This is a genomic window from Pantoea endophytica, assembly GCF_002858935.1.
Lineage (GTDB): Bacteria > Pseudomonadota > Gammaproteobacteria > Enterobacterales > Enterobacteriaceae > Pantoea > Pantoea leporis.
Window position 1 is genome coordinate 432,863 of sequence record NZ_PJRT01000005.1, and the last position, 24,508, is coordinate 457,370.

Consider the following 24,508-nt stretch of genomic DNA (forward strand, 5'->3'; position numbering starts at 1 on the left):
TTCACCTGCATTTACTTTTGGGAGTCATTTAATGCCAAATAATTATTTAGTTTCCCGTCGGCATTTTCTGGGATATTCCGCCGCAGCGGCGATGGCGGCAACGTTACCGGGCCGCGTGTTTGCCGATGATCATATGGCGGGCATGCAGATGCCCGGCGATTTACTGCAAGATGGCCCCGGAAAATGGACGCTGGCGAAGCCAACGCATGTGCGTCTGGCGGTCAATCTTAACGCCATCTGCCTTGCGCCGGTAGTGGTGGCCGATCAGCATAACTTCTTTAAAGCGCACAACCTGGAAGTGGAGTTCGTTAACTTCGGCAACTCCACCGAACTGCTGCTGGAATCCATCGCCACCGGCAAAGCCGAAGCTGCCATCGGCATGGCGCTGCGCTGGCTGAAAGCGCTGGAGCAGGGCTTTGACGTCAAACTCACCGCCGGCACGCATGGCGGCTGTATGCGCCTGCTGGCGCGCGATGGCGGGCCGACCACGCTGGAGCAACTGAAAGGCAAAACCATTGGCGTCACCGACATGGCGGGCGCGGATAAAAACTTCTTCTCACTGATGCTGAAAAAGCACGGCGTCGATCCCAATACCGATGTCGACTGGCGCGTGTTCCCGCAGGATTTGCTGCCGATGGTGCTGGAGAAGGGCGAGATTCAGGCCGCCAGCGGTTCCGATCCGGTGATGTGGCGCTTAACCCAGAAGCCAGGCTACCGCGAGATTGGCACCAACTTAATGGACGAGTACGCCAGACTGAGTTGCTGTGTGGTGGGCACGCGCGGCAGTTTGATTCGCGAGCAGCCGGAAGTGGCGGCGGCGATCACCCACGCGATTTTGCAGGCGCATGCTTATGCGGCCAAACATCCCGAAGCGATTGGCAGCGAGTTTAACGGCCAGGCACTCAACACCACGCCGCAAGAGATCGCCAGCGTGCTGAAAACACATACGCACGGACACTATTCGGTGGGGAACGCGTTTGTGAATGAGATCGACGTGTATGCGCGCGATTTAAAGGCGATCAACGTGTTACGACCGGAAACCGATCCGCTATTGTTTGCTAAGGGGATTACCAGCAACGTGCTGGTTTAAATTGAAATCGCGCCGCTACGAATACATGCAGGATTCTGTAGCGGCTCGATTTATCGCGCATTATTTTCAGGCGATTTTCCTGGAGGTTTGCACGGCGCTCGCCAGCTTCAGCGATTCGGCTGGTACCTGATGCGCGAACAGCTGGGTGGTTAAATAACTGCTGCCGCCATCGGCCAGCAACACCACAATGCGCTTGCCACGGTTCTCTGGTCGCGCTGCAACCTGTTGTGCCGCCCACAATACTGCCCCGGACGAATCCCCCACCAGCACGCCCTCGCTCAGCGCCAACTGCCGCGCCGCTTTATACGCCTGCCAGGTTTCCACCGCGATCACTTCATCGTAAACGCGGTGATCGAGATTGGCAGGAATACGCTCAGGCGTCTGGTTGCTGAACGCATGCACGCCGGTGATCTCCAGTGGATCCGGACGCAGTTCGCTCGGCTGTGAACCCACGCCCGGCTCCACGGCGATAACCTGTAATTCCGGATGCTGCTGTTTGAGATAGCGTCCGGTGCCGGAGAGCGTGCCGCCGGTGCCGACGGCGGCGATAAAGATATCCAGCTCGCCGCCGCTGTCGCGCCAGATCTCCGGCCCGGTGGTGCGCTCATGCACCGCCGGATTGGCCGGATTATCCAGCTGCAGCAGGAAGTGCACTTCCGGTTCCGCTGCGGTGACCTGCTCGGCCAGCCATTTGGTGGCGGCGACGAAATCGCCGTTGCTGGCATCGTAAAACGCTTTGAACCCTTCAATGGTGCTGAACGGCACCACTTCGGCACCGTACGCCTGAATAATCTGGCTGCGTTCGATGCTAACGAAATCATTGATATAGACGCGGAACTTATAGCCTTTCGCCGCCGCAATCGCCGCTAACCCAATGCCGGTGTTGCCGCTGGTGGTTTCAACCAGCGTATCGCCGGGCTGAATAATGCCGTTGCGTTCGGCGGCTTCAATCATGCTGAGGGCGATGCGATCTTTCACGCTGTGATTGGGATTAAACAGTTCGAGTTTGGCGACCAAATCGGCCTGAATATCGTGTTGCTGTGCGTAGCGAGACAGGCGCAGCAGCGGCGTGTTGCCAATCAGTTCAGTGATAGAAGCAGAAATTTTTGCAGCCATAATCGACCTCATAAATAGATGAGATGAGCCTGAATGATTGCGCGATAAATCGCGCCGCTACGGATGGGTGCACATACCGGATCGGCGCAATTCATTACGCAATGTATGTCGTTACCATTTCACCGCGCTACGCTGCCATGACAACAGGCGATCGCGCACCAGGAACAGCAGGGAGATCAGCGAAGAGAACAGCAGCGCCATCACAATCAGCGCGGCGTACATATTGGCGTAAGCCGCCCAGCCTTGCGCCCACTGCAGATACCAGCCGAGCCCGGACTTCACGCCCATCATCTCCGCCGCCACCAGCACCGAGAACGACGCGCCCAAACCCATAAACAGGCCGACAAACAAGTGCGGCAGCGCTGCCGGCACCGCCACGCGCAACACGAGGAACAGCGAATTGGCACCGAGCGTGCGCGCCACATCGTAATAACGCGTATCAACGCTGGAAACGCCCGACCAGGTTAGCACCGTCACCGGGAACCAGGTCGCCAGCGCAATCAGAAATACCGCCGCCGAGAAGCTTGACGGGAAGAAGTAGAGCGACAGCGGCAGCAGCGCGGTAGAAGGCACCGGGCCAAGGAAACGCAGAATCGGATGCACCCAATAACCCAAGCCGCGCGACCAGCCAATCGCTACGCCGGTAATAAAGCCAACCACGCTACCGTAGATAAAGCCGAAGGCCAGCAGACGCAGCGAATTGAGCACGCTATCCAGCAGGCGCGGCCAGTCGGTGGCATAGGCTTCGACCAGCGCACGCGGCGGGGCGAAAAACGGCGCGGGCAGCAGCGCCAGTTTGCCGGTGACGGTTTCCCACAAGCCGATCAGCAGCGCCAGTACCATCAGCCACGGACCGCTGCGTTTGAGCGGCGCGAGTAGTGTCAGCCGTGGGAACAGGCCCGAGGCAATCGCCAGCCCGGTGAGAAGCAGCGCGATGGCGGCAAACAGCTCGTGCGTTTCATTGACAAAGCGCGGGGCGGCAAAACCCTGCGGCTTATCCGGCACCGTCACCATCAGCGCGACCAGCGCCCACCACAGCAGGAGCGCACCCCAAACCGCCGGTTGAAGGCGGCGCGGCACATCACGGTTGCGGGCAATCGTCAGGGTTTCACTGGCCATTCTCGTCTCCTTAACTCGACATGTTGCTCATGTGCGCCATGTTGCTGGCGTGCTGATGGGCGGATTCCGCCGGCAACAGCTCCGGCACATAGTGTTCGGCGAAGCGCTGCGCATCGGTATCCGGACGGATCACGTTGATTTTTTTCAGCTCATCGATATAAACCGCCACCTCTTTGCGCAGCTGCACGCCGGTGGAGTGATGACTATGAGTGTGCTCTTTCAGCATCGCGGCGATATCCTCCACCGCGACGGAGCCGGGCACAAACGGCTGGAAGATTTTCGCCGTCTCGTCCGGATGTTCGGCGGTCCACTGCTGCGCATCGACAATCGCCTGAGTGATAGCACGCGCGGTGGCGGGATCGTCACGTACCAGCGAGCCGCGCAGGCCCAGCACGCAGCAGGTGAGGTTGGCGTATTCGCCTTTTAGATTGTTATCAACTTCCACCAGGTTGTGCTGCTTCTTCAGCAGCCAGCCCTGCGGATCGTCGGTAGCCAGCGCCTGTACTTCGCCTTTGCGCAGCGCTTCGCCAAACAGGTCGGGCGGATATTGCAGCCAGTTGACCTGCTTATCGGGATCGATGCCCTGTTTCGCCAGCTGAATGGCGAAGAAGTTGCGAATCGGGCTAGCTTGATCGCTGACCGCCACCGATTTGCCCACCAAATCTTTCACATCGCGGATGCCGCTATTTTGCGGCGCGAGTAAACGCATGCAGCCGCCGTGCGTGCCAACGGTGAGATCCACATCAAAACCCTGCTCCAGCGGTTTCAGCCAGCGCAGCGCCATGCCGATGCCGCCATCGGCCTGGCCGGTGGCAATCGCTTGTAACAGCGCATCGGTGGGACCGCTGAAGTTCACCGGCTCAACATTCAAGCCGTACTTTTTAAAGAAGCCTTGCTTCAGCGCCACCGAAATCGGTGACTGACACACTGCGGTTTGCCCCCAGGCCAGCTTGATGGTTTTGAGGGATTTATCGTCGGCTAACACGTTGCTGCTCAGCAACGGATTCACCGCCATGCCGGCACTAAAAAGACCCAGCCCGCGTAATAACGCGCGGCGGCTCAGAGAGAATTGTTGCAATGCCATCCTGTCTTCCTTGTAGATAAAGTTCACAGGCACTATGGCAAAGGCAATTAGCGCGACCAAATAACAATCCCGCATGACATCATGCAGTTTTTCATTATGAATATTTGCGGATAGGTTTGCCGAAATGGCTATTTCGATGTGGGAAAGGCGAGGCTTATGCTTTATTTCTTAGCAAATCAAGCAGGAGCGAAAATATGGCTACCACTTCGGCGGGCGTTAATATTGCGATTGAGAAGGTGAATCATCACTTCACCTTAGAAGGCGAAGATTTACCGGTGCTGGAGAATATTAATTTGCAGGTAGAGGCCGGTGAATTTGTCGCGCTGCTGGGGCCGTCCGGCTGTGGCAAATCGACGCTGCTGCGTTTGCTGGCCGGCCTCGAACCGCCCGCCAGCGGGTTACTGGCGGAGGAGGGCAAAGCGATAACCGCGCCCGATCCGTCGCGCGTGGTGGTGTTTCAGGATCCCACGCTCTATCCATGGCGCACCGTCTATGACAACGTCGGTCTCGGTTTGCAGATTCGTGGGGAGAGCCGGCCGGTGCGCGAACAGCGCATTAACGCGATGCTGGATCGCGTCGGCCTCAGGCAGTTTGCTCGCGCGTGGCCACATCAGCTTTCGGGCGGTATGGCGCAGCGTGCAGCGCTGGCTCGCGCGCTGGTTAACGTGCCGCGTTTGCTGATCGTGGATGAACCGCTCGGCAAGCTCGATTCCCTGACGCGATTGCGGATGCAGCAGGAGATTGTCGACCTGTGGCAGGAGCAGCAGTTCACCACGCTGATGGTGACGCACGATGTTGAAGAAGCGTTGGTGATGGCGAATCGCGTGGTGGTATTCAGCCCAAGACCGGCGAAAGTGGTGGATGTGATCGAGGTGGATCTGCCGTGGCCGCGCCGTCGCGATGATCCGCAGCTGGTGGCGCTGCGCAGCAGGATATTGGATTTGTTGGGGGCGGATCGGGTAGCTGCGTGATGTGGGTCGCCATTCATGGCGACCTTCTGGCATTTAACCCTGCACGATCCGGCAACCGGCCAAAATATCATCCGCAGGTTGATACTCGCTGGTCTGAATCCCCGTCAATCCAAGCAGGGTGGAGAACAGATTATCCTGAGAATAACTCTGATGCGCCGCTTGTTTATCGACACAGCTTTTACTCACGCCATAACGCTGCTGGTAATCTGGTGACAGCCAAATCAGCATCGGCACATGTTTCTGCACATCCGGTGCAATTGCATACGGCATACCGTGCAAATAAGCACCATTTTCCCCCAACGACTCACCGTGATCCGATAAATACACCAGGCTGGTGGTGTATTGATCCTGATGCGCCTTCAATACATTGATCGCCTTATCGACAATGTAATCAATATACAGAATGGTGTTGTCGTAGGTATTCACCAGCTGCTGTTGCGAACAATCCTGAATTTGATTGGTATCGCAGGTCGGCGTGAATTTTTTAAACTGCGGAGGATAACGGTTGTAATAGGTTGGGCCGTGACTGCCAATGGTATGCAGTACGATCACGCCGTTGCCTTTAAGGTTTTTAATAGAGTCCTCGATACCGTGAAATAATACCTCGTCATAACATTCCCCATCGTGACACATATTCGGCAGATTCAGGCTGGTCATATCCTGATGCGGGACGCGATCGCAGGCACCTTTACAGCCGCCGTCATTATCATTCCACAAAACCTGCACGCCGGCGCGCTGGATAATATCGAGCATGCCTTCCTGATGATCAGCGAGCTGATCGTCATAATGCGCGCGCGGCATATTCGAGAACATGCATGGCAAAGAGACCGCAGTAGCGGTACCGCAGGATTTCGTATTAGGGAAATAAGAGACGTCATCTTTCGCCAGCAACGGCGTGGTTTCGCGACCATAACCATTAAGCTGGAAATTCACCGCGCGCGTGGTTTCACCCACCACCAAAATCGTCAGATTGCGCTTTGCACCCGCCAGCATCTGCGGCTTTTGTTTGGCATCTAAGCCAATTTTCACCAGCGGCAAATTGGCGGTGCGGCTGTGGTGATACCAGGAAAGTGTCGCCACAATGGAGTTCGACGGGCTGAGCGACTTGATCAGCTCTTTTTGGTTACGAAACAGCGAGGCGTAATCCTTATAGAAAAGTGTCGCCACCAGGGCGATGCAGATGACCGACACCACAATTGACGCGGCGCGTTTGGCGATGTTTTTCCACAGAGGTTCGTTATGTTTAATCCGAATCCAGAATACCAAAAGGGCAGCGAGCAGGCCGCTGCCACCCAGCGTGATAATTAACTTAGGCGACAATAAAGCAAAGGACTCGGACGGTGTGGTATCCAGAATATTCACGATCATCGAGCGATCAATAACAATACCGAACGTCCAGATGAAATATTGCGCAGCCGCCGCCACTAATACGAACAGCGCAAGAATAAGCCGGTCAAGCCAAACAAAAGAGGCGAGGGTGGCGATAATATTGATCACGCTAAATGCCACCAGCGGCATTGAGACGAAGACGAATATCGTGCGCAGCGTATCGAGTGGCATTGCTGCAATCACCTGACGATAAAAGGCAATATTCAGGAACACCGCAACATAAATTGAAAATAGCGAAATAAACGTCAGCCGACTTAGCGTCGGTCTTTTGCGCAGCGAAAACGTCATTGGTCCATCCGTAACAGTGAAGATGGCGCCAGATTAAGAAATGAAGGTTAAGTCAACCTTAGGCTGAATCCTGTCAGGCAGATTTATCTTTAGACAGCATCATTGCGGCTGACCGTGGTGAACAATAATTCGCGCAACCAGCGATGCCCGGCATCGCGGTGCGTTCTTTCATGCTACTCCACGGTTTTGGTGAAGCCTGAATCTCCAGCGGCGGCGCGCGCGTCCCATCGCATTCAAAGCCGCATCTGTGACGCCGTGAAAATTCCCGCCGAGATAAGACACCAGCGCGTGATTCTGTGCGCAGAAGTGGTTAACGTGAGATTTCCAGGGTGGGGCAGCGATGATCGTCTGGACGTGCTGCATGCATGGTTGATCGAAGATCTTTCCGATAATCGCGTGCGCCTCCTGACGCAGGAAACTCAAAACGGCAAACCGGCGGTTGAGCCGGCAAAAGCGCAGGCGAACCCGATGATTAACGGCCATCAGGATTGGCGTTTGGTCAAACTTGCCACGCGTGTCCATATTCATCAAACACCTATTGCGCGATAAATCGCGCGGTGATTAGATAATATTACTAACGTAATTTCATCACTTCCTCCTGCGTCAATCCGTTTTAATCCTCTATCTCCTTGAATAGAAGAAATTCGCCACTGAGGTCTAAAGTCATCGGCATTGCTGCCGATACAAACCTGTGAATTTTTTTTATCAATTAGCCTCAACCATTAATCATTGTTTCCTCCGCACGACAGAGGATTTTTCAATCAAGGATTTGATGTGAATTTACCCTTTTCTAAAAAAGCTGCATCCGTGCTGATCGCCGCTTCTCTGACTTCCAGTTGTGCCTCAATGAATGACTTTGCTCGTGATTACGGTACCGCTGCCGGTTGTATCGGCGGTGCCGCACTGGGTGGCGGCATCACTTATCTGGTGACTCACGACGCAAAGAAAGCTCTGGTGGGTGGACTAGCGGGCGGCGTAGCGGGATGCGTGGTCGGAAACGTTTGGCAGAATCGTGAACAGGCGCTGGCTAAAGTCGCCCAGGAAGAAAAAATTCGCATTAGCACTCAGGCGCTTAAGGCGCAGGAGAACAGCAAGCAGGAGCCGGTTGGGATTGTTGCACAAGTTGAGGACGGTACCATGTTCGCCATCGACAGTGCAGAACTGACCAGCAGCGGCATGCGTCAGGTGCAAAAAATTGCCAAAGCGATGAAAGGCGGCCAGCAATCCTCCAGCGATGTTTTGCTGGTGGTGGGACATACGGACGCCACTGGCAACGCCGAACACAATCAGCAACTTTCTGAAGCGCGTGCCCGCAACGTTGGGCTGGTACTGGAGCAAAGCGGCATTAAAGCCAGCCAACTCTATTTCCAGGGCGTGGGTTCCTCACGTCCACTGGCGGATAACGATTCCCTTTCGGGTCGGGCACAAAACCGCCGGGTTGAAATCGTGGCGTTAGCGAATGAAACACTGTTACGCCAGCGTCTGGCGCTGGAAAGCAATAATCCACTGTATTTGCGCCACAGCTCTACTGCTGAAAATACGCTGGCGCGTACTTCAACCGCCAGGGCGGCACCACGTAAAGCGAGCAAGAAGGCTGCGGCAAAAAGCGCTGAAGTAAAAGCGCCGGAAGTGGTGACCCAACCCACTCAAGCCATTGCTGAGAGCAATCCCGTTAACTTTGTCGATTTTGGTGGCAAGCCCACCAGCGCACAGGTTACGGGTCTCGCCAGCAACTTAAAGCCGCTGTCGCAAGGTTTCAGCCTGATTAGTCAGGCGCAGGCCAGCAGTGTCAGCGGTAGCTGTCTCACCGATCTTCCTCGCGTCAGTGGGCTGGCTAAGAATTTAGCCAGCGGTAAGGCGATCGATCAGCATGATACGCGGGAATATCTGCCCAATATGAACGGGCGCGCGTGGGCTGGATTGGTGAATGGCAACCTGGTGACATTGACGCCAGTGTTTGTTCTCAAAGAGGGTGCGGTGGTGACGCAAAACCCACAAGTGCTCATCACGCCAAATTATGCGCAGGGCAACCGCAAGGTGCTACAAGGCATGGCAAGTGTCGCCAACAGTTGGGAAGGTGAAGACAGCATTCTTTACCGCGTCTACATCGCCGATGCCCAGCAACAACCGATCTCGTGCGTCGACCTCTTGCTGCCGAAATCGGGCAAGCCTGCGCAACAAGGACAGCTCTTTTATAGCAATCATCGTCAGCCGTGGCTGGCCAATTACGCTCCTCAGCGTGGATAAACGGATAACACTCTTATGGAAATTTTAGATACCTTAATGCAGGCGATCGCCACCTATCGCTACATCTTCTGGCCGCTTTTCGGGCTATTGGCGCTAACACTTGGCGTGATCAAATGGTGGGATCAAGTTCGTTACTTCTTTTTCAACCTGTTTTGTTCCCTACCGCTCTTTGGCCACATCACCCGTTTGTCGCGTAGCCATGAATCTCGCCGTGCGGGCACCGGCGGACGCATCTGGCATCCGGCTGAAGAAGCGTTGTGTGGCAAGTTTTATCAATTTCATAGCATTTCAAACCGCGATGCCGATTTTTATCTGCGCTGCGTTAACTATCTGAACAAAGTGGATGAGCGGGGCCGCAAACCGACCAGCGTGGTGTTGTGGTTATGCAGTATCGCCCTCGTCATTCTGGAGGCCTTTATCTTTGCGCTGGTACTTTCGCCATTCATTGCCAACAACATCTCTGCGAACCAGGCGGAGCTGTCGGCGATTGTGGTTTCGGTGCTGATTGGTGTGATTTTAGTGCCCGCAACGCATTTAATGGGCACGCAGTTACACAAAAATACGCTGCTGAGTAAAATCCGCTACTGGCATAAAGAAGCGCGTCTGGAAGGCCATGCGCAGGCGTTGGTTAAAGACAACCGCGTCTCACTGGAAAACAGCCGCATTGACGATGATGCGCCTAGCTATTTGCAAATGCTTAACCGAGTGAACCACGGTATTGGCGCAAAACCGCAATATGTACAAACGGTTGTGACGCTGCTGTTGATCTTCACCTTTGCGGTAGGTGCCTATTTCATTCGCGCGGCAACCATTAATGCCGCCGAAACCCAGGCCGTCAATGGCACGCCGTTCAGCCAAACCAGCGCGGCGAGCAACGCTTCACCTTTTGAGTTGCCACAGCAAGCGGTGGAAGATAATCAGCAGGCTGATAAGCAAGCGGCGCAAGAGGTCAGTGACAACCGCGTGTTCGCCTCCAAATTGACCTTCATTATTTTGTCGGTGATTTTCATTGGCGTGCAGATTATCGGTATTTTGATTGGTTATTACCGTTCTCTGGTCGGCATCGAATCGCGCCTGGCGGCGAAATATATTGGTAATTTTAGTAGCTCTGAAGAGTTTGCCGCGTGGTACGCCATGCGCCGTGAGCGCGTAGAGCGTGATGCGCAGGATAAACTGGCATGCTTGCAGAATCGTATGGCGATGCAACGCGCCAGTAGCGCCAGCATTGCACAAACTGATGTTCGGACCTTCGACGATTACGTGCGCGGTAAGCAGCGCGATAAAGCACTGGCCGACGATCAGCATCAGCAATTTAACGCCACACGCGCTACCGTTGCTCCAGAGCGCCCGGTACATCAGCCAGAACCGGCTTTGGTATTTGAACCTACAACGCCAACACCTGCACCGGTGGCACTGGAAACGGCACCTGCTGCTATCGCCGATGAAAAGGCGCGCATTGCGGAGTTGGGCGATTTGACAGCCTTAGATGATGAAGAATTGCGTTTGGTGGCTGAGGATTTGGATCTGTCAATGGAAGCACTGATCAGTCGTCGTAAAGTGCAGCGCGTGCTTAATAAGGCCAGAGGATAATCAGGTGAAGATCAGCAAATGGTGTTTGCTGCTGTTAGCCGGGGTGAGTGCCATGGCGCAGGCTGCGGATCGCAACGATATCCCGAGCTGTTATGACTATGCCAAACTCAGTCAATATCGCCCGGCCAACAGCGGTCGTGAGCTGGTGGTGATTATTGATCAAACGGTTAAAGTGCCGCTGCAGATCAAAAATACCAGTTGGCAGCAGATCATGCGTTTTAGCCAGCCCGGCGATCATGTGGTGCTGTATCAGTTCTCGGCGTTGCTGCAGAACAATTTCATGCAGCGCTTATTTGATGGACGTCTGGAGCCGCTACTCACGGACAAGAAGATCCGCGACAATCAAGGCATGGAGAGTTTGAAGAACCTCGACAAATGCCTGAGTGAGCAAAAGCAATATTTCGCGAGCGCAATGGGTGGGTTGATGTCAAAAAGTTTCGCTGAGAAGGGCGATAACATCGCTAAAAGCGAGATCCTCGATAGCCTGAAACGCATTAGTCACGATCTTGAGCAGGATGAAAACGCCTCACGCACTCTGTTTCTGATCTCCGATATGTTGGAAAACAGCGCTTTTGATAGCTTCTACCGCAATAACGCGCTGCGTTTGCTTTCGCCTGAGAAAGCGTTGCAGCAGGTTAAACAGCAGAATTTGTTAGCGGATTTTGCCGGCGCTAAGGTATTTGTCGCAGGTGCAGGATTGATTGATACCGACGCGAAAAATAATTATCGCTCAGGGAAAATCATTCAGCAACTGGAGATATTCTGGCGCGACTATTTTACTGCGTCGAATGCGGAGTTAGTCAGTTTTGGTGCCCCGGCGTTGAACGTGGATTTGCAATAAGTTGATCAGTACGATGTGTTAAATGCCTCAGTGATAAAACTGAGGCATTTAATAATAAGCGGCGAAATTAGGTCTTAATTATTTATAGGTCACTTAAAAGATTTTATGATTGTTGGCCGATTTAACGCGTACGGAGCCAGTCTGATAAGACAGCATTTGTTGTTATGGATTAAGTGCAATCGTACGCACTTTATCAACACCTTCGCGCGTGCAGGTAACAGACGTTCCTTGCAGCTGAGTAGCCGTGGTGCAGGACGGTTCCATAATCGCACCGCTGAAGCTAATCGTGCCATCAGCGGCCATCGCCGTTTACAGCATCATCAAGCCTGACAGTAAAAACCAATACTTTACACATACGCTATCCTCCAGAATGTCTAAAAGGATTTTCGTCCTCTTATGCTTGAACTTTAGAGGATGAGAAGCAACTTGCGAATAATCTTGGTATTTAGGATGCTGGCAGGGTTATGACGGCGGCTGAACGATGTGTATTGGTTGTTTGTTCATCCGCCCACCGTCTACTTTCATGCAGGCTTATTAGTTTGCTTGAGCGAATAGTGGAAGTAAACTTGGACTAGGAAAGCCTGAAGTAACTTGATAATCCGTCGTGATTTAACCATCGAAGGTAATGTCTGTGTATAATGGCTTAAAAAAAGTGAAGTATGTCAAGTTCAGTGCGATCTGCAAAAAAATGCTTTGCTCAAGGGATGTTACAGGATCTAGGATTATTAGCTTAGATTGGTTAAAAGCAATGTATGTGTTTATATTATTTTTTTAAGGAGATTCTAGCATGTCATCTATAGCCATTTTTAATAATAAAGGCGGGGTGGGAAAATCTACAATGACTTATCACTTGGCTTATGCCTTAGCAGAGTCAGGAAAAAAAACATTGATGATAGATTTAGATCCTCAGTCTAATTTAAGTCTTTTCGTCCTTGACGATGAGCAGATAGAAGAGATTTGGGATGCAGAAGATCCATTCATTGAAGATTATGAGAAAGCAAAATCTGATTCTTCTGATGTTGAATTCAGAAAAATACATAATGCGCCACGATCAATTCATTACATATTGAAACCATCAGAAGATGGTCAGTCAGAAGAACAACAACTGCCACCCAGTATAAGAGTTAATAATAACTTACATTTAATCCCGGGTAGGCTGACATTGCATCTGTTTGAAAACAAACTTTCAAAGCAATGGAGTGAAGCATTTTTGGGGGAACCTCAAGCCCTTCGTGTTATCACAGCCATAAGAAGAATTTGTAAGATTTATACTGAGAAACTCGGCTTTGATGTGATATTGATTGATACATCTCCGATGTCTAGGTATTTTAAATAAAGTAATAATATCAAATTCAGACGGTTTCTTGATTCCTTGCGCTCCTGATATGTTTTCTGGTTATGGAATAAAAAATATAGGGAATGCACTTAAGACATGGAAAAAAGATTTTGATACAATGATGTCATTGCTTCCTAATTCTAAAAAAACGTACCTCCCTAACAAATTTGTAAAGTTAATAGGGTATACAATATATAATGCTAAAAAAAGAGAGGATGCATCCAATCCACTTAAAATAGCTAAAGCACATTATAACTGGGCAGAAAAGCTACCAAATAAAATTTTGGATCATATACCTGAAGAATGCTATGCCCCTATCCATAAAGATACAATAAAGCAATTCATTGGTGGGAATTCCATTATATATGGTCATGCTACAATGCCTGCGAATGCCCAAAAATATAAAAAACCTATGTGGCTTCTTCCATCAAGTGATTCCATTTACGATGCCCAGGATAGAAGCACGATTAATGGAAGAAGGGATGAATATCTCGCTACTCGTCAAGTGTATACATCTTTTGCTAATGAAGTCCTTTTACGCGTAGAGGAGATTAGTAAATGAATATGAAAAATGAAGATATCATTCAAAGTATTAATGAACATATTCATGATTATGAGATATTCTCAGATAGGATTGTATCTTATATCACGAGGGATCCTATTCTTAAAAATAATGTTCACAGCCATAAAAAAAGAACAAAAGACATAGAGCATTTAAATGAAAAAATAACCAGAAAGAATGACAGGCTAAGAGAATTAGGTCATTTGGAAATTAATAAAGATAATGTAATGGATTTGATTACCGATATTGTAGGTATAAGGATACTTCACTTACATCAAGGACAGTTTGATGCTATACACAAACGACTTATGAAGTATGTCGATGATGGCGAGTTGGCTTTATATGAAACTCCCAAAGCTTATACATGGGATCCTGAGTATGCATCATTCTTTAGAGATGAAGGTATAACGACAGAGCAAAAAGAAAGCTTCTATACTAGTGTTCACTATGTTTTCAAAGCTAACACTACAAGTAAAATAACATGCGAGGTTCAAGTTAGAACGTTATTTGAGGAGGTTTGGGGGGAAATTGACCACGCAGTTAACTATCCAAAAGAAAGTGAAAGTATTTTCATTAAGGAACAACTAAAGGTTTTTGCTAGAATTGTTGGTGCAGGCACTCGGATGTCGCACTCAATTTTCAAAATACATGAAAATTAAGTTGGCAATTAAATCAAGTACAGTCTTTGATTGTGCTTGATTTTTCCAATAAATTTTTCGTGTATATGTTGTCATTCATTATTAAAATTAAAATTAAAATCGGAATGTTTTTTATAAGGTCGATTGCGTACCTAACCGGTTGTAGTGAGGCTTCTAAAAAGCAGTCTCTAAAAACAATCCTATCTGAGTTTTTTATGTCTTTTTCTATCAGAAAGCCGCCTCACTTATGCTCTCCCTATAGCATATCGTTAAGTCGCTAACCAAATCCGACTACCACCAAGTGGATAACACCTATACTACAACCCATATTCCCCACACAACAACCCAAATACCCAATCGTTATGCCACGCATTTCTCAGCCAGTAACTTTCCCGCAGTTCGCCCTCTAATTTAAATCCGACTTTTTCCAGCAGCCGACGAGAGGGCGTATTGCCTGCGGTGACGGTGGCGCTCAGGCGTCGGATGCCGCCGTCGCTGAACGCATAGTCACAAATCGCCCGAAGCGACTCGTGCGCATAGCCTTTGCCTTGCGCTTCTGGCGCGAACAGAAAGCCGACTTCGGCGCAGTTATTTTCACGATGGATATAGCCGCTGACGCCGATGCGATTACCTGATTGTTTCTCCCGCACCACCAGACACAGCCAATGCGCGCTGCGAGGCGACCAGCGCGGCAATCTTGCTGTGAAATCAGCGAGAATTTTTTCTTCAGATTTTGCATCGGCGACGTAATGCATGACGTGAGGCGAGAGCTGGAGCTGGCGGAAGAAGTCCCAGTCGTCTTCCGCGATCTGCGAGCAGGTGAGTCTGGGCGTATCGAGATGCAGTTTAGCGGTCACATTTCACCTTCGTTTATGGATGAAAGTGGATCACGTTAAACCAAGTCGCCATAAATGGCGACCCTACAAATGCGCGCGGGGGATCACAACTGGAACCGCAACGCCACACCAAACGCCTGCTCGGCACCAACAATAATCGCCGACTCTTCTTCGCGGAACGGCACATCACCGAGCAGCAGGCTGGCTTTCACTTTGCGCAGATCCGAGGTGCGCAAACTCAATCCGGCCATGCGCGCGCTGCCGTCGTAATCAATCGGCAATCCGGCGAAGCGCTGCGTAACGTATTCCGCGGCGGCAAAGCGTACCGTTGCCACGCCCGCTTTGAGCACAAACGCGCCTTCCTGACAGGCGGTGAGTTTATCGGCACCGAATAAACGGCTGTAGGGCTGAGCAGCGGCGGCGGGATCCTGCGCCACCACCACGAACTCGACGATATCGCTCACGCCATTCGGATGGACGCGCCACGCGTCCTGCCATACCGAATCCGGTGTGTCGTGCTGACAAAAGAAGCTGCGGCCGTTCGCAACCAGCGACGGGCGCAATCGCACGGTGCGGAAGCGTGCTTCCTGCTCGGTGCCGTCCGGCAAAGTAACGGGACGGAAAAAGCTCGCCGGCAGATCGCCGTCGATGTCCTGGCTCTCCAGATAGCGCCACACCGCATCGGCATCCTCAGTTTTCCATACTAATCCGCTGAGGCCAATCGGCGACTGCCACAAATCCTGGCGCAGATTGCCGCGCCCAGGCTCAAACCCCAACAGCTCCAGATAGTTATCTCCAAAAATCGCCAGATGATTACTGGAGCCGAGCGAATGATGGCCGCGCTCGGTCAGCTGAAATCCCAGGCGACGAAACAGCGCGCTGGCGTCATCCAACTGGCTTGCAACATTGATCACCACATGGTCGAGACGTGGAACAGGTACAGAAATCGCCATCGCTTTTCTCCTTGCTCTCATGGTCACGATGCCAGCGCCTGTTGTTGGCGCAGCGTCAGCAGCGCGCGTTGGGCCAGCTCGGTAAAGTAATGCACCGCCGGTTCCAGCATCGCTTCATCCGGAGCGAATCCGGCGTGATGCAGGCCAAATTCACTGGCGCTGCCGATGCTGACGAACGCGCCCGGCAGCTGCTGCAGGTAGAAGGCGAAGTCTTCGCCACCCATCTGCGGCGTGCCGACCTGTGTTTGATAGCCTTGCTCTGCGGCCAGATCCAGCGCGAAATCGGCCCATTGCGGGGTGTTGACCAGCGAAGGCGGACCTTCCTGCCACACCAGCTCCGCCTGTGCGCCAAATCCGGCGGCGATCCCGTTTATCAGCGCTCTCATTTTCTGCGGGATCTGCGCGCGAATCGCCGCGTTGTGGGTGCGCACCGTGCCTTCCAGTTCCACCGTTTGTGGCAGCACGTTCCAGCTATTGCCTGCGGTAAAGCGCGTCACGCTGACTACCAGCGACTCCAGCGAACTGAACACGCGGCTCGGCAGCGTTTGCAGCGCGGTGACGATGTGGCTGCCAATCACGATGCTATCAATGCCTTCATGCGGACGCGCGGCGTGCGCACCTTTGCCGTTGATAGTGATCTGGAAACGATCAACGTTGGCATAATAGGCACCGCCGCGCGTCCGCAGCGTGCCGGTTGGCAGATCCGGCGCGTTATGCAGGCCGAAAATCGCCTGCACCTCTTTCAGCGCGCCCGCCGCCAGCAGCTGTTTCGCGCCGGTAAAAATCTCTTCGGCAGGCTGGAACAGAATGCGCACGCGGCCAGGCAGCTGGGATTCGATGCGTTGCAACTGCTGTGCGACGCCCAGCATCACGCTGCTATGCAGATCGTGGCCGCAGGCGTGCATCACGCCCGGCTGTTGGGAGCGCCATACTTGATCGGTTTGCTCGTCGATGGGCAGGGCGTCGATGTCGGCACGCAGCGCAATCAGCGGTTCACCGTGACCGATTTCTGCCACGACACCGGTTTTCAAATCCAGCGGCAGCAGCTTGACGTTGAGTTCCTGCAACCAGCGGGTAAGGCGCTCGGTGGTGGCAAATTCCTGATCCGACAGTTCGGGATGCTGATGCAGCTCGCGTCGCCAGCGCACCAGCTGTTGATGGGAAAGATCCGTCATGGTCATCCTTGTGTGTGTTCAGGTAAGAAAGGTTCGCCGAGCGTCAGCATCAGGCGATTCGCCCAGGCAAAGAAGGCGGCGGATTGAATCAGGTCCAGCAGCTCCAGCGTGCTGAATCCCTGAGCGCGCAGCGCCTGCAGCTGTTTCAGGCTGGTGGCGGCAGGCGTAATCGATAAGGTAGCAACCAGATCGATCTGCGCCGCCCAGCGCGCCGATTGTCCGTGCGACAGCTCAGCGCCCGGCGCGACATTCAGCAGCTTCTGCACCTCCGGTTCATCTTTCGACAGCTGGCTGGCTTTGCGCGCATGCACCGAGGCGCAGTAGATGCAGCCGTTGACCTTGCTCACCACCGTGGCGGCGAGTTCTCGCTCGGCGCGCGAGAGTCCGCCTGCGGTGTAGAAGATGCCTTTATCGGTTAGCGTGCGCTGCTCGAGCAGCGGCTGATTGCGGCCCAGCAGGCGGAAGTAATCAGAGTCGCTGTGGCCGAATTTCGCCAGCGTTGCCTGCTCTTCAGCGCTAAATTCCTGCAGCGGTTTTGCCGCCAGCCACGGTTCCCAGCCGAGTTCCTGTTGGGTAAAGGCGGTGAGGGCGGTTTTCCCGCTCACGGTGAGCGGCGCATCGTGCCATTTACCGGCCACCGCATGCGGCTGCGACGCCGTCTCTTCACCGTTGAGCAAACGCAAACCCGCAAGCAAGCGGCTCTGGAAGCTGACAAAGGCAATCAGCTGCGCCAGCGTGACGATGCCACGTGGCGACCATCCGGCAGTTTGCAGCGTCTCGATGTGCTGCGGCGCAGCATCGACCGGATGCAAGCTCAGCAGTTCCGCAAACGCCAGACCCGCAGCGAAGCGTGCGTTGTTGGGCTGATCCGGCTGTCGGTAATGCGCTTCGAGACTCGACGCGCCATGCCAGGCCGCGACCTGCGCGGCGAGGGCGAAACGTTCTGCTAACGGCAAATCCTCATCATCCTGTGAAAACAGCACGTCATAGCTGCCTTGCGTGTGCTGGGTGGCGGCGTGACGCTCGGCGCGGGCTTGCGCCAGTTCAGACGCGGGATCGATATCCGCCAGCGCGGCCAGTAAATCAAACGGTTGAGACATGAAATTCTCCTGTTAAGCGTGGCTTAGCGCACGCAGCGCGGGCGCAATATACTCGGCAATCAATTCGATAGAACGCAGAATGTCGGTGTGTGGCGGATCAATGGAGTGCACCTGGAAGCTGATATCGGTGACGCGTTGCAGCGACGTATCGGCCAGCAGCGATTGCCGCACCGTGTCGGCATCGCCGAAGTGCGCATCCAGCTGACGCGCCTGTTCGTCCAGCGTGTTGCCAATCACGTGTCCCGATTCACGGAAATGCTGCGCCTGGCGCTGTAAGCCCGGCTCGGCAAGACGGCGCGCGTAGTCGTTGGAATCGGCCACAAAAGCGGTGCGCGATGCCAGAATGCGCGGCGCAATGCCTGCTGGTAAAGCCGCCAGATAGGCATCAATCATCGGGTTTTGTATCTGGTGGAGTGGCAAATCAGGCTGGCCCGCCGGACGCGGCTGGGTGCGCGACAGCATCAAACCGTGCCCGGCAAGGCCTGCGCGCGCCGCACCTTCCACCGAGAAGGTGGCGATCCACACGCGCTGCGCCAGCGTCGGCGCTGCGGGGTAAAGATGATTCTCCGGGTGGCCCAACGTATCGCCGCGCCAGGCGCTCAGCAGTTGATGCAGATGATCGGCAAACACGCTGGCACGCTGGTCGATAGTGATACCGAACGGCAGAAACGAGGTCGCGGTACCGCCCGATCCTAAACCGACTTCTAGGCGACCGTTGCTCAGCAAATCCAGCACCGCTGCATCTTCGGCGACGCGCAGCGCGTTCTCCATCGCCAGCGTGATGATGCCGGTGCCAAGCCGAATAGTGCGGGTGTGCGCCGCAACGTGGGCCAGAAACAGCAGCGGTGACGGCAAGCCGCCTTCTTTCTCGTGAAAGTGGTGCTGAGCAATCCACGCGCTGTCAAAACCGGTGCGCTCGGCGTGCTGAATCTGTTCAGTTGCCAGGCGATAGCGCTGCTGTGCGGAAGTGTCATCCAGCAGGCGAGTGAAAAAACCAATGCGTTTGCGCGTCATGCAGACTCCTTAATCAGCGGACGGAAAGCGGGTATCGCGTCAATCAGCGATCGGGTATACGGATGCTGCGGCGCGTTAAATAGAGTGACAGTGTCACCTTTCTCCACCACTTCACCGGCGCGCAGCACGGTGACGCTGTGCGCAATGCGGCGCACGGTGGCGAGGTCGTGGGTAATAAACAGATAAGTGAGGCCGAGCTCGCGTTGCAGTTGTTGCAGCAGTTGCAGAATCTGCGCCTGCACCGTGACATCCAGCGCTGAGGTCGCTTCGTCCAGCACCAGAATCGCCGGTTGCAGAATCAGGGCGCGGGCGATGGCTACGCGCTGACGCTGGCCGCCGGACAACTCGCGCGGTTTACGCGTCAGCAGCTCCAGCGGTAACGCCACGCGCTGCGCCACGGCTGCGACGCGTTGCCGGCGCTCGTCGCTGCTGAGTTTCTCAAAGTTACGCAGTGGCTCTTCAATGATGGCGAACAGCGTCTGGCGCGGATCCAGCGAGGCAAACGGGTTCTGATACACAAACTGAATCTTGCGGCGCAGCTGACGTTGCGCTTCGCCGCGCAGCGCGGTGGCATCGATGCCATCGATCACCACGCGGCCGCTATCGGCCTGCTCAAAGCCTAAAAGAATGCGCGCCAGCGTGGTTTTCCCCGAGCCGGATTCGCCGACCAGCGCGTGCGTGGTGCCGCGCGCCACCGTGACGCACACCTCTTTCGCTACCTGCAGCTGCTGCTGGCGACCGAGGGAAAACTGTTTATTGATGCCGGAGAGCTGAATCGCTGGCGACGAGAAGTTGGCATGTGTCGGCACGGACAGCGCGCTGTCGCCCGGATCGGCGTCCTGCAACAGCTGCCGCGTGTAAGCATGCTTAGGCGCGTTGATCACCTGCGCCGCCGGGCCTTGTTCCTGAACTTCGCCATGACGAAATACCAGCAGGCGATCGGCACGTTCTGCCGCCAATGCCAAATCGTGCGTGACAAACAGCACCGCCGTACCGGATTCGCGGCGCAGCACATCCAGCAGATCGAGAATGCGTTTTTGCACCGTGACATCCAGCGCGCTGGTGGGTTCATCGGCAATGATAATCTGCGGACGCAGGGCGAGGGCGATAGCAATCAGCACGCGCTGTTTCATGCCGCCGGAAAGCTGATGCGGGTACTGCGTCAGACGCTGTTCCGGATGGCTCAGCCCCACTTTTTGCAGCAGCTCCAGTACGCGCTGCTGACGTTCGGTTTTGCTGATTTTCAGGTGCAGCTGCAACATTTCACCGACCTGATCGCCAATGGTTTTCACCGGATTGAGCGAGTTGCCCGGATCCTGCGGCACTAAGCTGATGCTGACGCCGCGCAGGCTATCAAGACGTTTAGAAGACCAACCGGCGATATCGGTGCCGTTCAGCACAATTTTGCCGCTGTCCCGGCGGCCGTTTTCTGCCATCAAACCAATAATGGCCTGCGCGGTGGTGGTTTTGCCGGATCCGGATTCACCGACCAGCGCCACCATTTCACCCGGCTGCAACTCGAAGCTGACGTTGTGAACCACCGCGCGCCACTCGCCGCGCTGGCGATAGCTGAGGGTTAAATTTTCAATGGCTAATAACGCGCTCATGCGTCACCTCCGGCCAGTTGACGACTGATGCGGTTGGCGGCCAGCACCACGGCGACCACCACAATGCCGGGGAAGGTGGTGAGCCACCACGCAGTCGCCAGATAGTTACGTCCTTCGGCGATCAATAATCCCCATTCGGGCGTCGGCGGCGGCGTGCCGTAGCCGAGGAAGCTGAGCGTGGATAACGCCAGAATCGCCTGGCCAAACTGCAAGGCGGCGAAGGCGATCACCGCCGTCAGCGAGTTGGGTAAAATATGACGCCACAACACGCGCCAGAAACTGCCGCCGCTGCCGTAAGCCGCTTCGACGAACTCGCTGCGGCGTACGCGGACCACTTCGCCACGCGCCAGGCGGGCAAAGCTGGCAATCGAGGCGATGCCCACCGCCAGCGCGGCGTGCACGGTGCCAAAACCCAGCAGAATCAGAATGCTGAGCGACAGCAGCAGCGAGGGAATCGACAGCAGCACATCCACTAAGCGCATCAGCCAGTTCTCAGTGCGACCGCCCATCGCGCCCGCCAGCACGCCGAGCGTGGTGCCGCCAATCAGCCCCATCGCCACCGCTGCGACCGCCGCCGACAGCGACTGTGACGCACCATAAATAATGCGCGCGTAGAGATCGCGGCCCAGCTGATCGGTGCCGAGCCAGTAAGCGGCCTGCGGCGGCAGACGTTGTGCGCCAGGCACGCCTTCCGTTGGGCTGAAATGGGTAAACAGACCAGGCGCAAATGCCGCCAGCAGCGCCAACAGCATCACGCCCCACGCCAGCCACAAACCTGGCTGGATGTTGAGCACGCGGGACGCACGTGCGTTGCCGTTGCTTTGACGCGCAGTTGAGTAATCGACCAGACTCATCGGTTGCCTCCGGCAATGGATTGCAGACGCGGATCGAACAGCGGCATCAGCGCATCGACCAGCAGGTTAATCAGCACAAACGCCAGTGCCGAGATCATCACCACCGCCTGTAACACCGCGACGTCCTGATTATTCACCGCCTGCTGCGTCAGCTGACCGACGCCGCTTAGGCCAAACACGGTTTCGGTAATCAGCGCACCGGCGATCAGTTCCCCGAGCAGCAAACCGGCAACGTTCAGCACCGGCAGCAGCGCATTGCGCATCACGTGATGCCACAGCACATGGCTTTCGCTGGCGCCTTTAGCGCGCGCGACCGCCACGAACGGCTGGGTAGAAACCTGATCGATGCTGCGCAACAGAATCTGCGCCAGCGGCGCGGAGATTGGGATCGCCACGGTAATCACCGGCAGAATCAAACCCTGTAGCGCCGACGGATTGATCACCGGGATCCAGCGCAGCTGGAAGGAGAACAGCTGAATCAGCGCGATGCCGAGCCAGAAGGTCGGCAGCGAGATAAACAGCGCCGGAATTGATTGCAGCACCGAACGCAGGAAGCGCAGCGCTGGCAAGCGCGATAACGCCGCCAGCGCGAACGCGATAAGGGTTGCCAGCGCAAAGCCGAGCAGCGCCAGTTGCAGCGTGGCGGGCAGGTTGCTGATCAGCTGTTCGCTGACCGGCACGCCCGCCTGCACCGAGTAACCAAAATCGCCGCGCACCATCGCCAGCAGCGTGTGCACGTACTGCTGCCAGAGCGGATTATCCGCGCCGTAAGCCAGTCGCATCTCGGCAATTTGATCCGGGCTAAGGCCCAGATCCGGGTTCTGAAACTTGATCAGCACCGCATCGCCGGGCAGCACCTGCAGCAGAAAGAACGACAGGGTAAACGCGGCCCATAGCACCAAAACGCTTTGACCCACTCTTCGCAGCAGTGAACGTTGCATCATTAACCTGCCTTAGTGTTTTTCCAGCCACGCGCCGTAGAACGACGGACGACCCACGGCTTCAAAATTCACGCCTTTCAGCCACGGCGCACCGGCAAACACCTGCGGTTCTTCAAAGATCGGAATCAGATAGGCCTGATCGAGCAGATAGCGCTGCGCCTCGCCGGTCACCGCCAGGCGTTTCGCCGGATCGACTTCCGAGGAGATCCCCAGCAACAGCGTGTTCAGCTTGTCGTCGCGGAAGTTTTGCACCTTGTCGCTGGAGCCGCCTTTTTGCAGCAGCGCATCACGGTTAGTCGGATAGAACTGGCTCTTCACCACGTCAGGATCGGCGCGTCCCACTTCGGACACCACCAGCGGGGTTTTCAGCGGATCGAGGTTATCCAGCACGCGGCTGCCGGCATCACCGGCTTTCACCGCCAGCGCGACGCCAACCTGACGCCACTGCTGTGCCACCAGCTGCAGCACCTCTTTGTTCTGCGGCTGCGGCAGCGATTCATAAATGGTCAGCGCCAGTTTCTTGCCATCCTTCTCGCGAATGCCGTCGCTGCCCGGTTTCCAGCCCGCTTCATCCAGCAGCTTTTTCGATAACGCCGGATCGAATTTCAGCTTGTCGGCCAGATTGACGTAACCGGCCGCCGAGGTGGCGATCACCGACGTGGCCTGCGGATAGTTCGGTGAGAACAGGGTTTGCACCACTTGCTGAGCGTTGGTGGCGTGCAGCAGCGCCTGACGTACTTTCACATCGCTGACCAGCGGGTTATCCGGGCGGAAGCTGATGCTGTCGTTAACGCCACGCGTGGGTGCAGCGTAAATCGGGAAGTTTTGCTGCTGCGCCTGCTTCTCGTCGTAGGCTTGCACCTGACGAATAAAGTCGGCCTGACCGGCCAGCAGCGCGCCAATACGCACGCTGTCTTCCGGCGTGACGATGAATTTAATGCCGTCGAGATTGGCGGGACCTTGCTGGGCGAGGTTTTTCGGGCCCCATTGATAATCTTTGCGCGCGGTTAAATCGACCTCGCGGCCGAGTTTCTCATCGCTGACCACAAATGGACCGGAACCAATAATATGACGCGCATCGCCGAGTTGGTCGAAGCTACGCTGCAGCGTACTGAGGGAAACCAGGCCTGAACCGATGGTAGCGGTGCCCTGTAAAAAACCGGGAGATGGCTTTTTGAAATAGAATTTCACCGTCTGAGGATCAATAACTTCACTGCGGTCGTAATTATTGATCACTTCGGAAACCGGCAGGCGCTGGGCTTTATTTCCCAGACCGTAAGTATCAAAGTTTTTGGCTACCGCTTTAGCATCTAAGGGCGTGCCATCAGAGAAGGTGACGCCGGGACGAATTTTAAAGGTATATTCGGTTTTATCGGCGTTACTGCTCCAGCTTTCGGCAATCCACGGTTCCACTTTTAAGGTTTCAGGATTCTGCCACGTCAGCTTATCGGTAATTTGATTCAGAATACCGCCATTGGGATAAAAGCCACCGGCGGGTGGATAAAGGTTGGTATGTGCCTGTTGTTCGAGGTAAACCAGCGTGCCGCCTTTGACGGGCGTGTCTGCCGCGTGGGCGCTAAAAATCCCTGATAGCAGGGCCAAACTCAACGCCTGCAAGTGAAAATGCTTAGTCATGGTGTTTCCCTTTTTAATCAATAGCCCGACGGGCGGTTTTCATCATTGAATGCCGCACACGGGAGTTGAACCAAGGAATTGCACTAAGCTTTGCTAAAAAAAATAAATAGGCGTTCTATTCA

Annotated in this window: 22 protein-coding genes; 9 read left to right on the forward strand and 13 right to left on the reverse strand. The window is 54.6% G+C overall.

Annotated features, from left to right (window positions below):
* Positions 1–31: 31 nt before the first annotated feature.
* Entirely contained in the window at positions 32–1,090 is a 1,059-nt protein-coding gene (locus PZBJ_RS04410) for an ABC transporter substrate-binding protein (protein WP_101761374.1), read from the forward strand.
* A 66-nt stretch (positions 1,091–1,156) separates the two neighbouring features.
* Here the strand turns inward: PZBJ_RS04410 and PZBJ_RS04415 are convergent, their stop codons facing one another.
* From PZBJ_RS04415 to PZBJ_RS04425, 3 genes are all read right to left on the reverse strand, one after another.
* Complete coding sequence (locus PZBJ_RS04415; protein ID WP_101761375.1) at positions 1,157–2,206, reverse strand: PLP-dependent cysteine synthase family protein; 1,050 nt, start codon at positions 2,204–2,206, stop codon at positions 1,157–1,159.
* A 111-nt stretch (positions 2,207–2,317) separates the two neighbouring features.
* On the reverse strand, positions 2,318–3,325 hold the full coding sequence (locus PZBJ_RS04420; RefSeq protein WP_101761376.1) for an ABC transporter permease: 1,008 nt from the start codon (positions 3,323–3,325) through the stop codon (positions 2,318–2,320).
* Between the two features lie 10 nt (positions 3,326–3,335).
* On the reverse strand, positions 3,336–4,409 hold the full coding sequence (locus tag PZBJ_RS04425; protein ID WP_101761377.1) for an ABC transporter substrate-binding protein: 1,074 nt from the start codon (positions 4,407–4,409) through the stop codon (positions 3,336–3,338).
* A gap of 194 nt (positions 4,410–4,603) precedes the next feature.
* Between PZBJ_RS04425 and PZBJ_RS04430 the strand changes: the two genes are divergently transcribed.
* Positions 4,604–5,380, forward strand: a complete 777-nt coding sequence (locus PZBJ_RS04430; RefSeq protein ID WP_101761378.1) for an ABC transporter ATP-binding protein — start codon at positions 4,604–4,606, stop codon at positions 5,378–5,380.
* A 33-nt stretch (positions 5,381–5,413) separates the two neighbouring features.
* On the opposite strand, the gene eptA is transcribed toward PZBJ_RS04430, so the two are convergent.
* On the reverse strand, positions 5,414–7,057 hold the full coding sequence (gene eptA / locus PZBJ_RS04435) for a phosphoethanolamine transferase EptA (RefSeq protein ID WP_101761379.1): 1,644 nt from the start codon (positions 7,055–7,057) through the stop codon (positions 5,414–5,416).
* A 315-nt stretch (positions 7,058–7,372) separates the two neighbouring features.
* On the opposite strand from eptA, the gene PZBJ_RS04445 reads away from it, so the two are divergent.
* The 7 genes from PZBJ_RS04445 to PZBJ_RS04480 all read left to right on the forward strand — a co-directional run bounded on the left by PZBJ_RS04445 (position 7,373) and on the right by PZBJ_RS04480 (position 14,292).
* Positions 7,373–7,606 (forward strand): SRPBCC family protein, encoded by a 234-nt coding sequence (locus PZBJ_RS04445; protein WP_405042465.1) that lies wholly within the window; start codon positions 7,373–7,375, stop codon positions 7,604–7,606.
* Between the two features lie 225 nt (positions 7,607–7,831).
* Positions 7,832–9,304 (forward strand): OmpA family protein, encoded by a 1,473-nt coding sequence (locus tag PZBJ_RS04450; protein WP_101761380.1) that lies wholly within the window; start codon positions 7,832–7,834, stop codon positions 9,302–9,304.
* A 15-nt stretch (positions 9,305–9,319) separates the two neighbouring features.
* Complete coding sequence (locus PZBJ_RS04455; RefSeq protein ID WP_101761381.1) at positions 9,320–10,894, forward strand: hypothetical protein; 1,575 nt, start codon at positions 9,320–9,322, stop codon at positions 10,892–10,894.
* Between the two features lie 4 nt (positions 10,895–10,898).
* Entirely contained in the window at positions 10,899–11,735 is an 837-nt protein-coding gene (locus PZBJ_RS04460; protein ID WP_101761382.1) for a hypothetical protein, read from the forward strand.
* Between the two features lie 787 nt (positions 11,736–12,522).
* Complete coding sequence (locus PZBJ_RS04470; protein ID WP_101761383.1) at positions 12,523–13,071, forward strand: ParA family protein; 549 nt, start codon at positions 12,523–12,525, stop codon at positions 13,069–13,071.
* Between the two features lie 49 nt (positions 13,072–13,120).
* A complete protein-coding gene (locus PZBJ_RS04475; protein WP_101761384.1) occupies positions 13,121–13,633 on the forward strand; it encodes a hypothetical protein in 513 nt (170 codons plus the stop codon).
* Positions 13,630–14,292, forward strand: a complete 663-nt coding sequence (locus PZBJ_RS04480; protein WP_101761385.1) for a RelA/SpoT domain-containing protein — start codon at positions 13,630–13,632, stop codon at positions 14,290–14,292. Before PZBJ_RS04475 ends, PZBJ_RS04480 begins: the two co-directional genes overlap by 4 nt.
* Before the next feature lie 296 nt (positions 14,293–14,588).
* On the opposite strand, the gene PZBJ_RS04485 is transcribed toward PZBJ_RS04480, so the two are convergent.
* From PZBJ_RS04485 to PZBJ_RS04525, 9 genes are all read right to left on the reverse strand, one after another.
* The gene (locus PZBJ_RS04485) at positions 14,589–15,128 is read right to left on the reverse strand and encodes a GNAT family N-acetyltransferase (RefSeq protein WP_101761386.1); all 540 of its coding nucleotides are present in this window, start codon (positions 15,126–15,128) and stop codon (positions 14,589–14,591) included.
* An 83-nt stretch (positions 15,129–15,211) separates the two neighbouring features.
* Positions 15,212–16,060: a VOC family protein gene (locus tag PZBJ_RS04490; RefSeq protein ID WP_101761387.1), complete on the reverse strand. Its 849-nt coding sequence runs from the start codon at positions 16,058–16,060 to the stop codon at positions 15,212–15,214.
* A 23-nt stretch (positions 16,061–16,083) separates the two neighbouring features.
* The gene (locus tag PZBJ_RS04495) at positions 16,084–17,235 is read right to left on the reverse strand and encodes an amidohydrolase (protein ID WP_101761388.1); all 1,152 of its coding nucleotides are present in this window, start codon (positions 17,233–17,235) and stop codon (positions 16,084–16,086) included.
* 2 nt (positions 17,236–17,237) lie between these two features.
* Positions 17,238–18,335 carry an alkylhydroperoxidase domain protein gene (locus tag PZBJ_RS04500; protein WP_101761389.1) on the reverse strand — a complete coding sequence of 366 codons (1,098 nt, stop codon included), beginning with the start codon at positions 18,333–18,335 and terminating at the stop codon, positions 17,238–17,240.
* A gap of 12 nt (positions 18,336–18,347) precedes the next feature.
* On the reverse strand, positions 18,348–19,349 hold the full coding sequence (locus PZBJ_RS04505; RefSeq protein WP_101761390.1) for a putative FMN-dependent luciferase-like monooxygenase: 1,002 nt from the start codon (positions 19,347–19,349) through the stop codon (positions 18,348–18,350).
* The gene (locus tag PZBJ_RS04510) at positions 19,346–20,956 is read right to left on the reverse strand and encodes a dipeptide ABC transporter ATP-binding protein (RefSeq protein ID WP_101761391.1); all 1,611 of its coding nucleotides are present in this window, start codon (positions 20,954–20,956) and stop codon (positions 19,346–19,348) included. Before PZBJ_RS04510 ends, PZBJ_RS04505 begins: the two co-directional genes overlap by 4 nt.
* A complete protein-coding gene (locus PZBJ_RS04515; protein WP_101761392.1) occupies positions 20,953–21,810 on the reverse strand; it encodes an ABC transporter permease in 858 nt (285 codons plus the stop codon). The genes PZBJ_RS04510 and PZBJ_RS04515 overlap by 4 nt, the downstream gene beginning before the upstream one ends.
* Positions 21,807–22,751 (reverse strand): ABC transporter permease, encoded by a 945-nt coding sequence (locus PZBJ_RS04520; protein ID WP_206098201.1) that lies wholly within the window; start codon positions 22,749–22,751, stop codon positions 21,807–21,809. The genes PZBJ_RS04515 and PZBJ_RS04520 overlap by 4 nt, the downstream gene beginning before the upstream one ends.
* Positions 22,752–22,763: 12 nt before the next feature.
* A complete protein-coding gene (locus tag PZBJ_RS04525) occupies positions 22,764–24,386 on the reverse strand; it encodes a TIGR04028 family ABC transporter substrate-binding protein (protein WP_101761394.1) in 1,623 nt (540 codons plus the stop codon).
* Positions 24,387–24,508 lie beyond the last annotated feature (122 nt).

Coding starts and splice junctions, on each gene's coding strand:
- PZBJ_RS04410 (WP_101761374.1), top strand. CDS start 32: ATGCCAAATAATTATTTAGTTTCCCGTCGGCATTTTCTGGGATATTCC.
- PZBJ_RS04415 (WP_101761375.1), bottom strand. CDS start 2,206: ATGGCTGCAAAAATTTCTGCTTCTATCACTGAACTGATTGGCAACACG.
- PZBJ_RS04420 (WP_101761376.1), bottom strand. CDS start 3,325: ATGGCCAGTGAAACCCTGACGATTGCCCGCAACCGTGATGTGCCGCGC.
- PZBJ_RS04425 (WP_101761377.1), bottom strand. CDS start 4,409: ATGGCATTGCAACAATTCTCTCTGAGCCGCCGCGCGTTATTACGCGGG.
- PZBJ_RS04430 (WP_101761378.1), top strand. CDS start 4,604: ATGGCTACCACTTCGGCGGGCGTTAATATTGCGATTGAGAAGGTGAAT.
- eptA (WP_101761379.1), bottom strand. CDS start 7,057: ATGACGTTTTCGCTGCGCAAAAGACCGACGCTAAGTCGGCTGACGTTT.
- PZBJ_RS04455 (WP_101761381.1), top strand. CDS start 9,320: ATGGAAATTTTAGATACCTTAATGCAGGCGATCGCCACCTATCGCTAC.
- PZBJ_RS04470 (WP_101761383.1), top strand. CDS start 12,523: ATGTCATCTATAGCCATTTTTAATAATAAAGGCGGGGTGGGAAAATCT.
- PZBJ_RS04475 (WP_101761384.1), top strand. CDS start 13,121: ATGTTTTCTGGTTATGGAATAAAAAATATAGGGAATGCACTTAAGACA.
- PZBJ_RS04480 (WP_101761385.1), top strand. CDS start 13,630: ATGAATATGAAAAATGAAGATATCATTCAAAGTATTAATGAACATATT.
- PZBJ_RS04490 (WP_101761387.1), bottom strand. CDS start 16,060: ATGGCGATTTCTGTACCTGTTCCACGTCTCGACCATGTGGTGATCAAT.
- PZBJ_RS04495 (WP_101761388.1), bottom strand. CDS start 17,235: ATGACGGATCTTTCCCATCAACAGCTGGTGCGCTGGCGACGCGAGCTG.
- PZBJ_RS04500 (WP_101761389.1), bottom strand. CDS start 18,335: ATGTCTCAACCGTTTGATTTACTGGCCGCGCTGGCGGATATCGATCCC.
- PZBJ_RS04505 (WP_101761390.1), bottom strand. CDS start 19,349: ATGACGCGCAAACGCATTGGTTTTTTCACTCGCCTGCTGGATGACACT.
- PZBJ_RS04510 (WP_101761391.1), bottom strand. CDS start 20,956: ATGAGCGCGTTATTAGCCATTGAAAATTTAACCCTCAGCTATCGCCAG.
- PZBJ_RS04515 (WP_101761392.1), bottom strand. CDS start 21,810: ATGAGTCTGGTCGATTACTCAACTGCGCGTCAAAGCAACGGCAACGCA.
- PZBJ_RS04520 (WP_206098201.1), bottom strand. CDS start 22,751: ATGCAACGTTCACTGCTGCGAAGAGTGGGTCAAAGCGTTTTGGTGCTA.
- PZBJ_RS04525 (WP_101761394.1), bottom strand. CDS start 24,386: ATGACTAAGCATTTTCACTTGCAGGCGTTGAGTTTGGCCCTGCTATCA.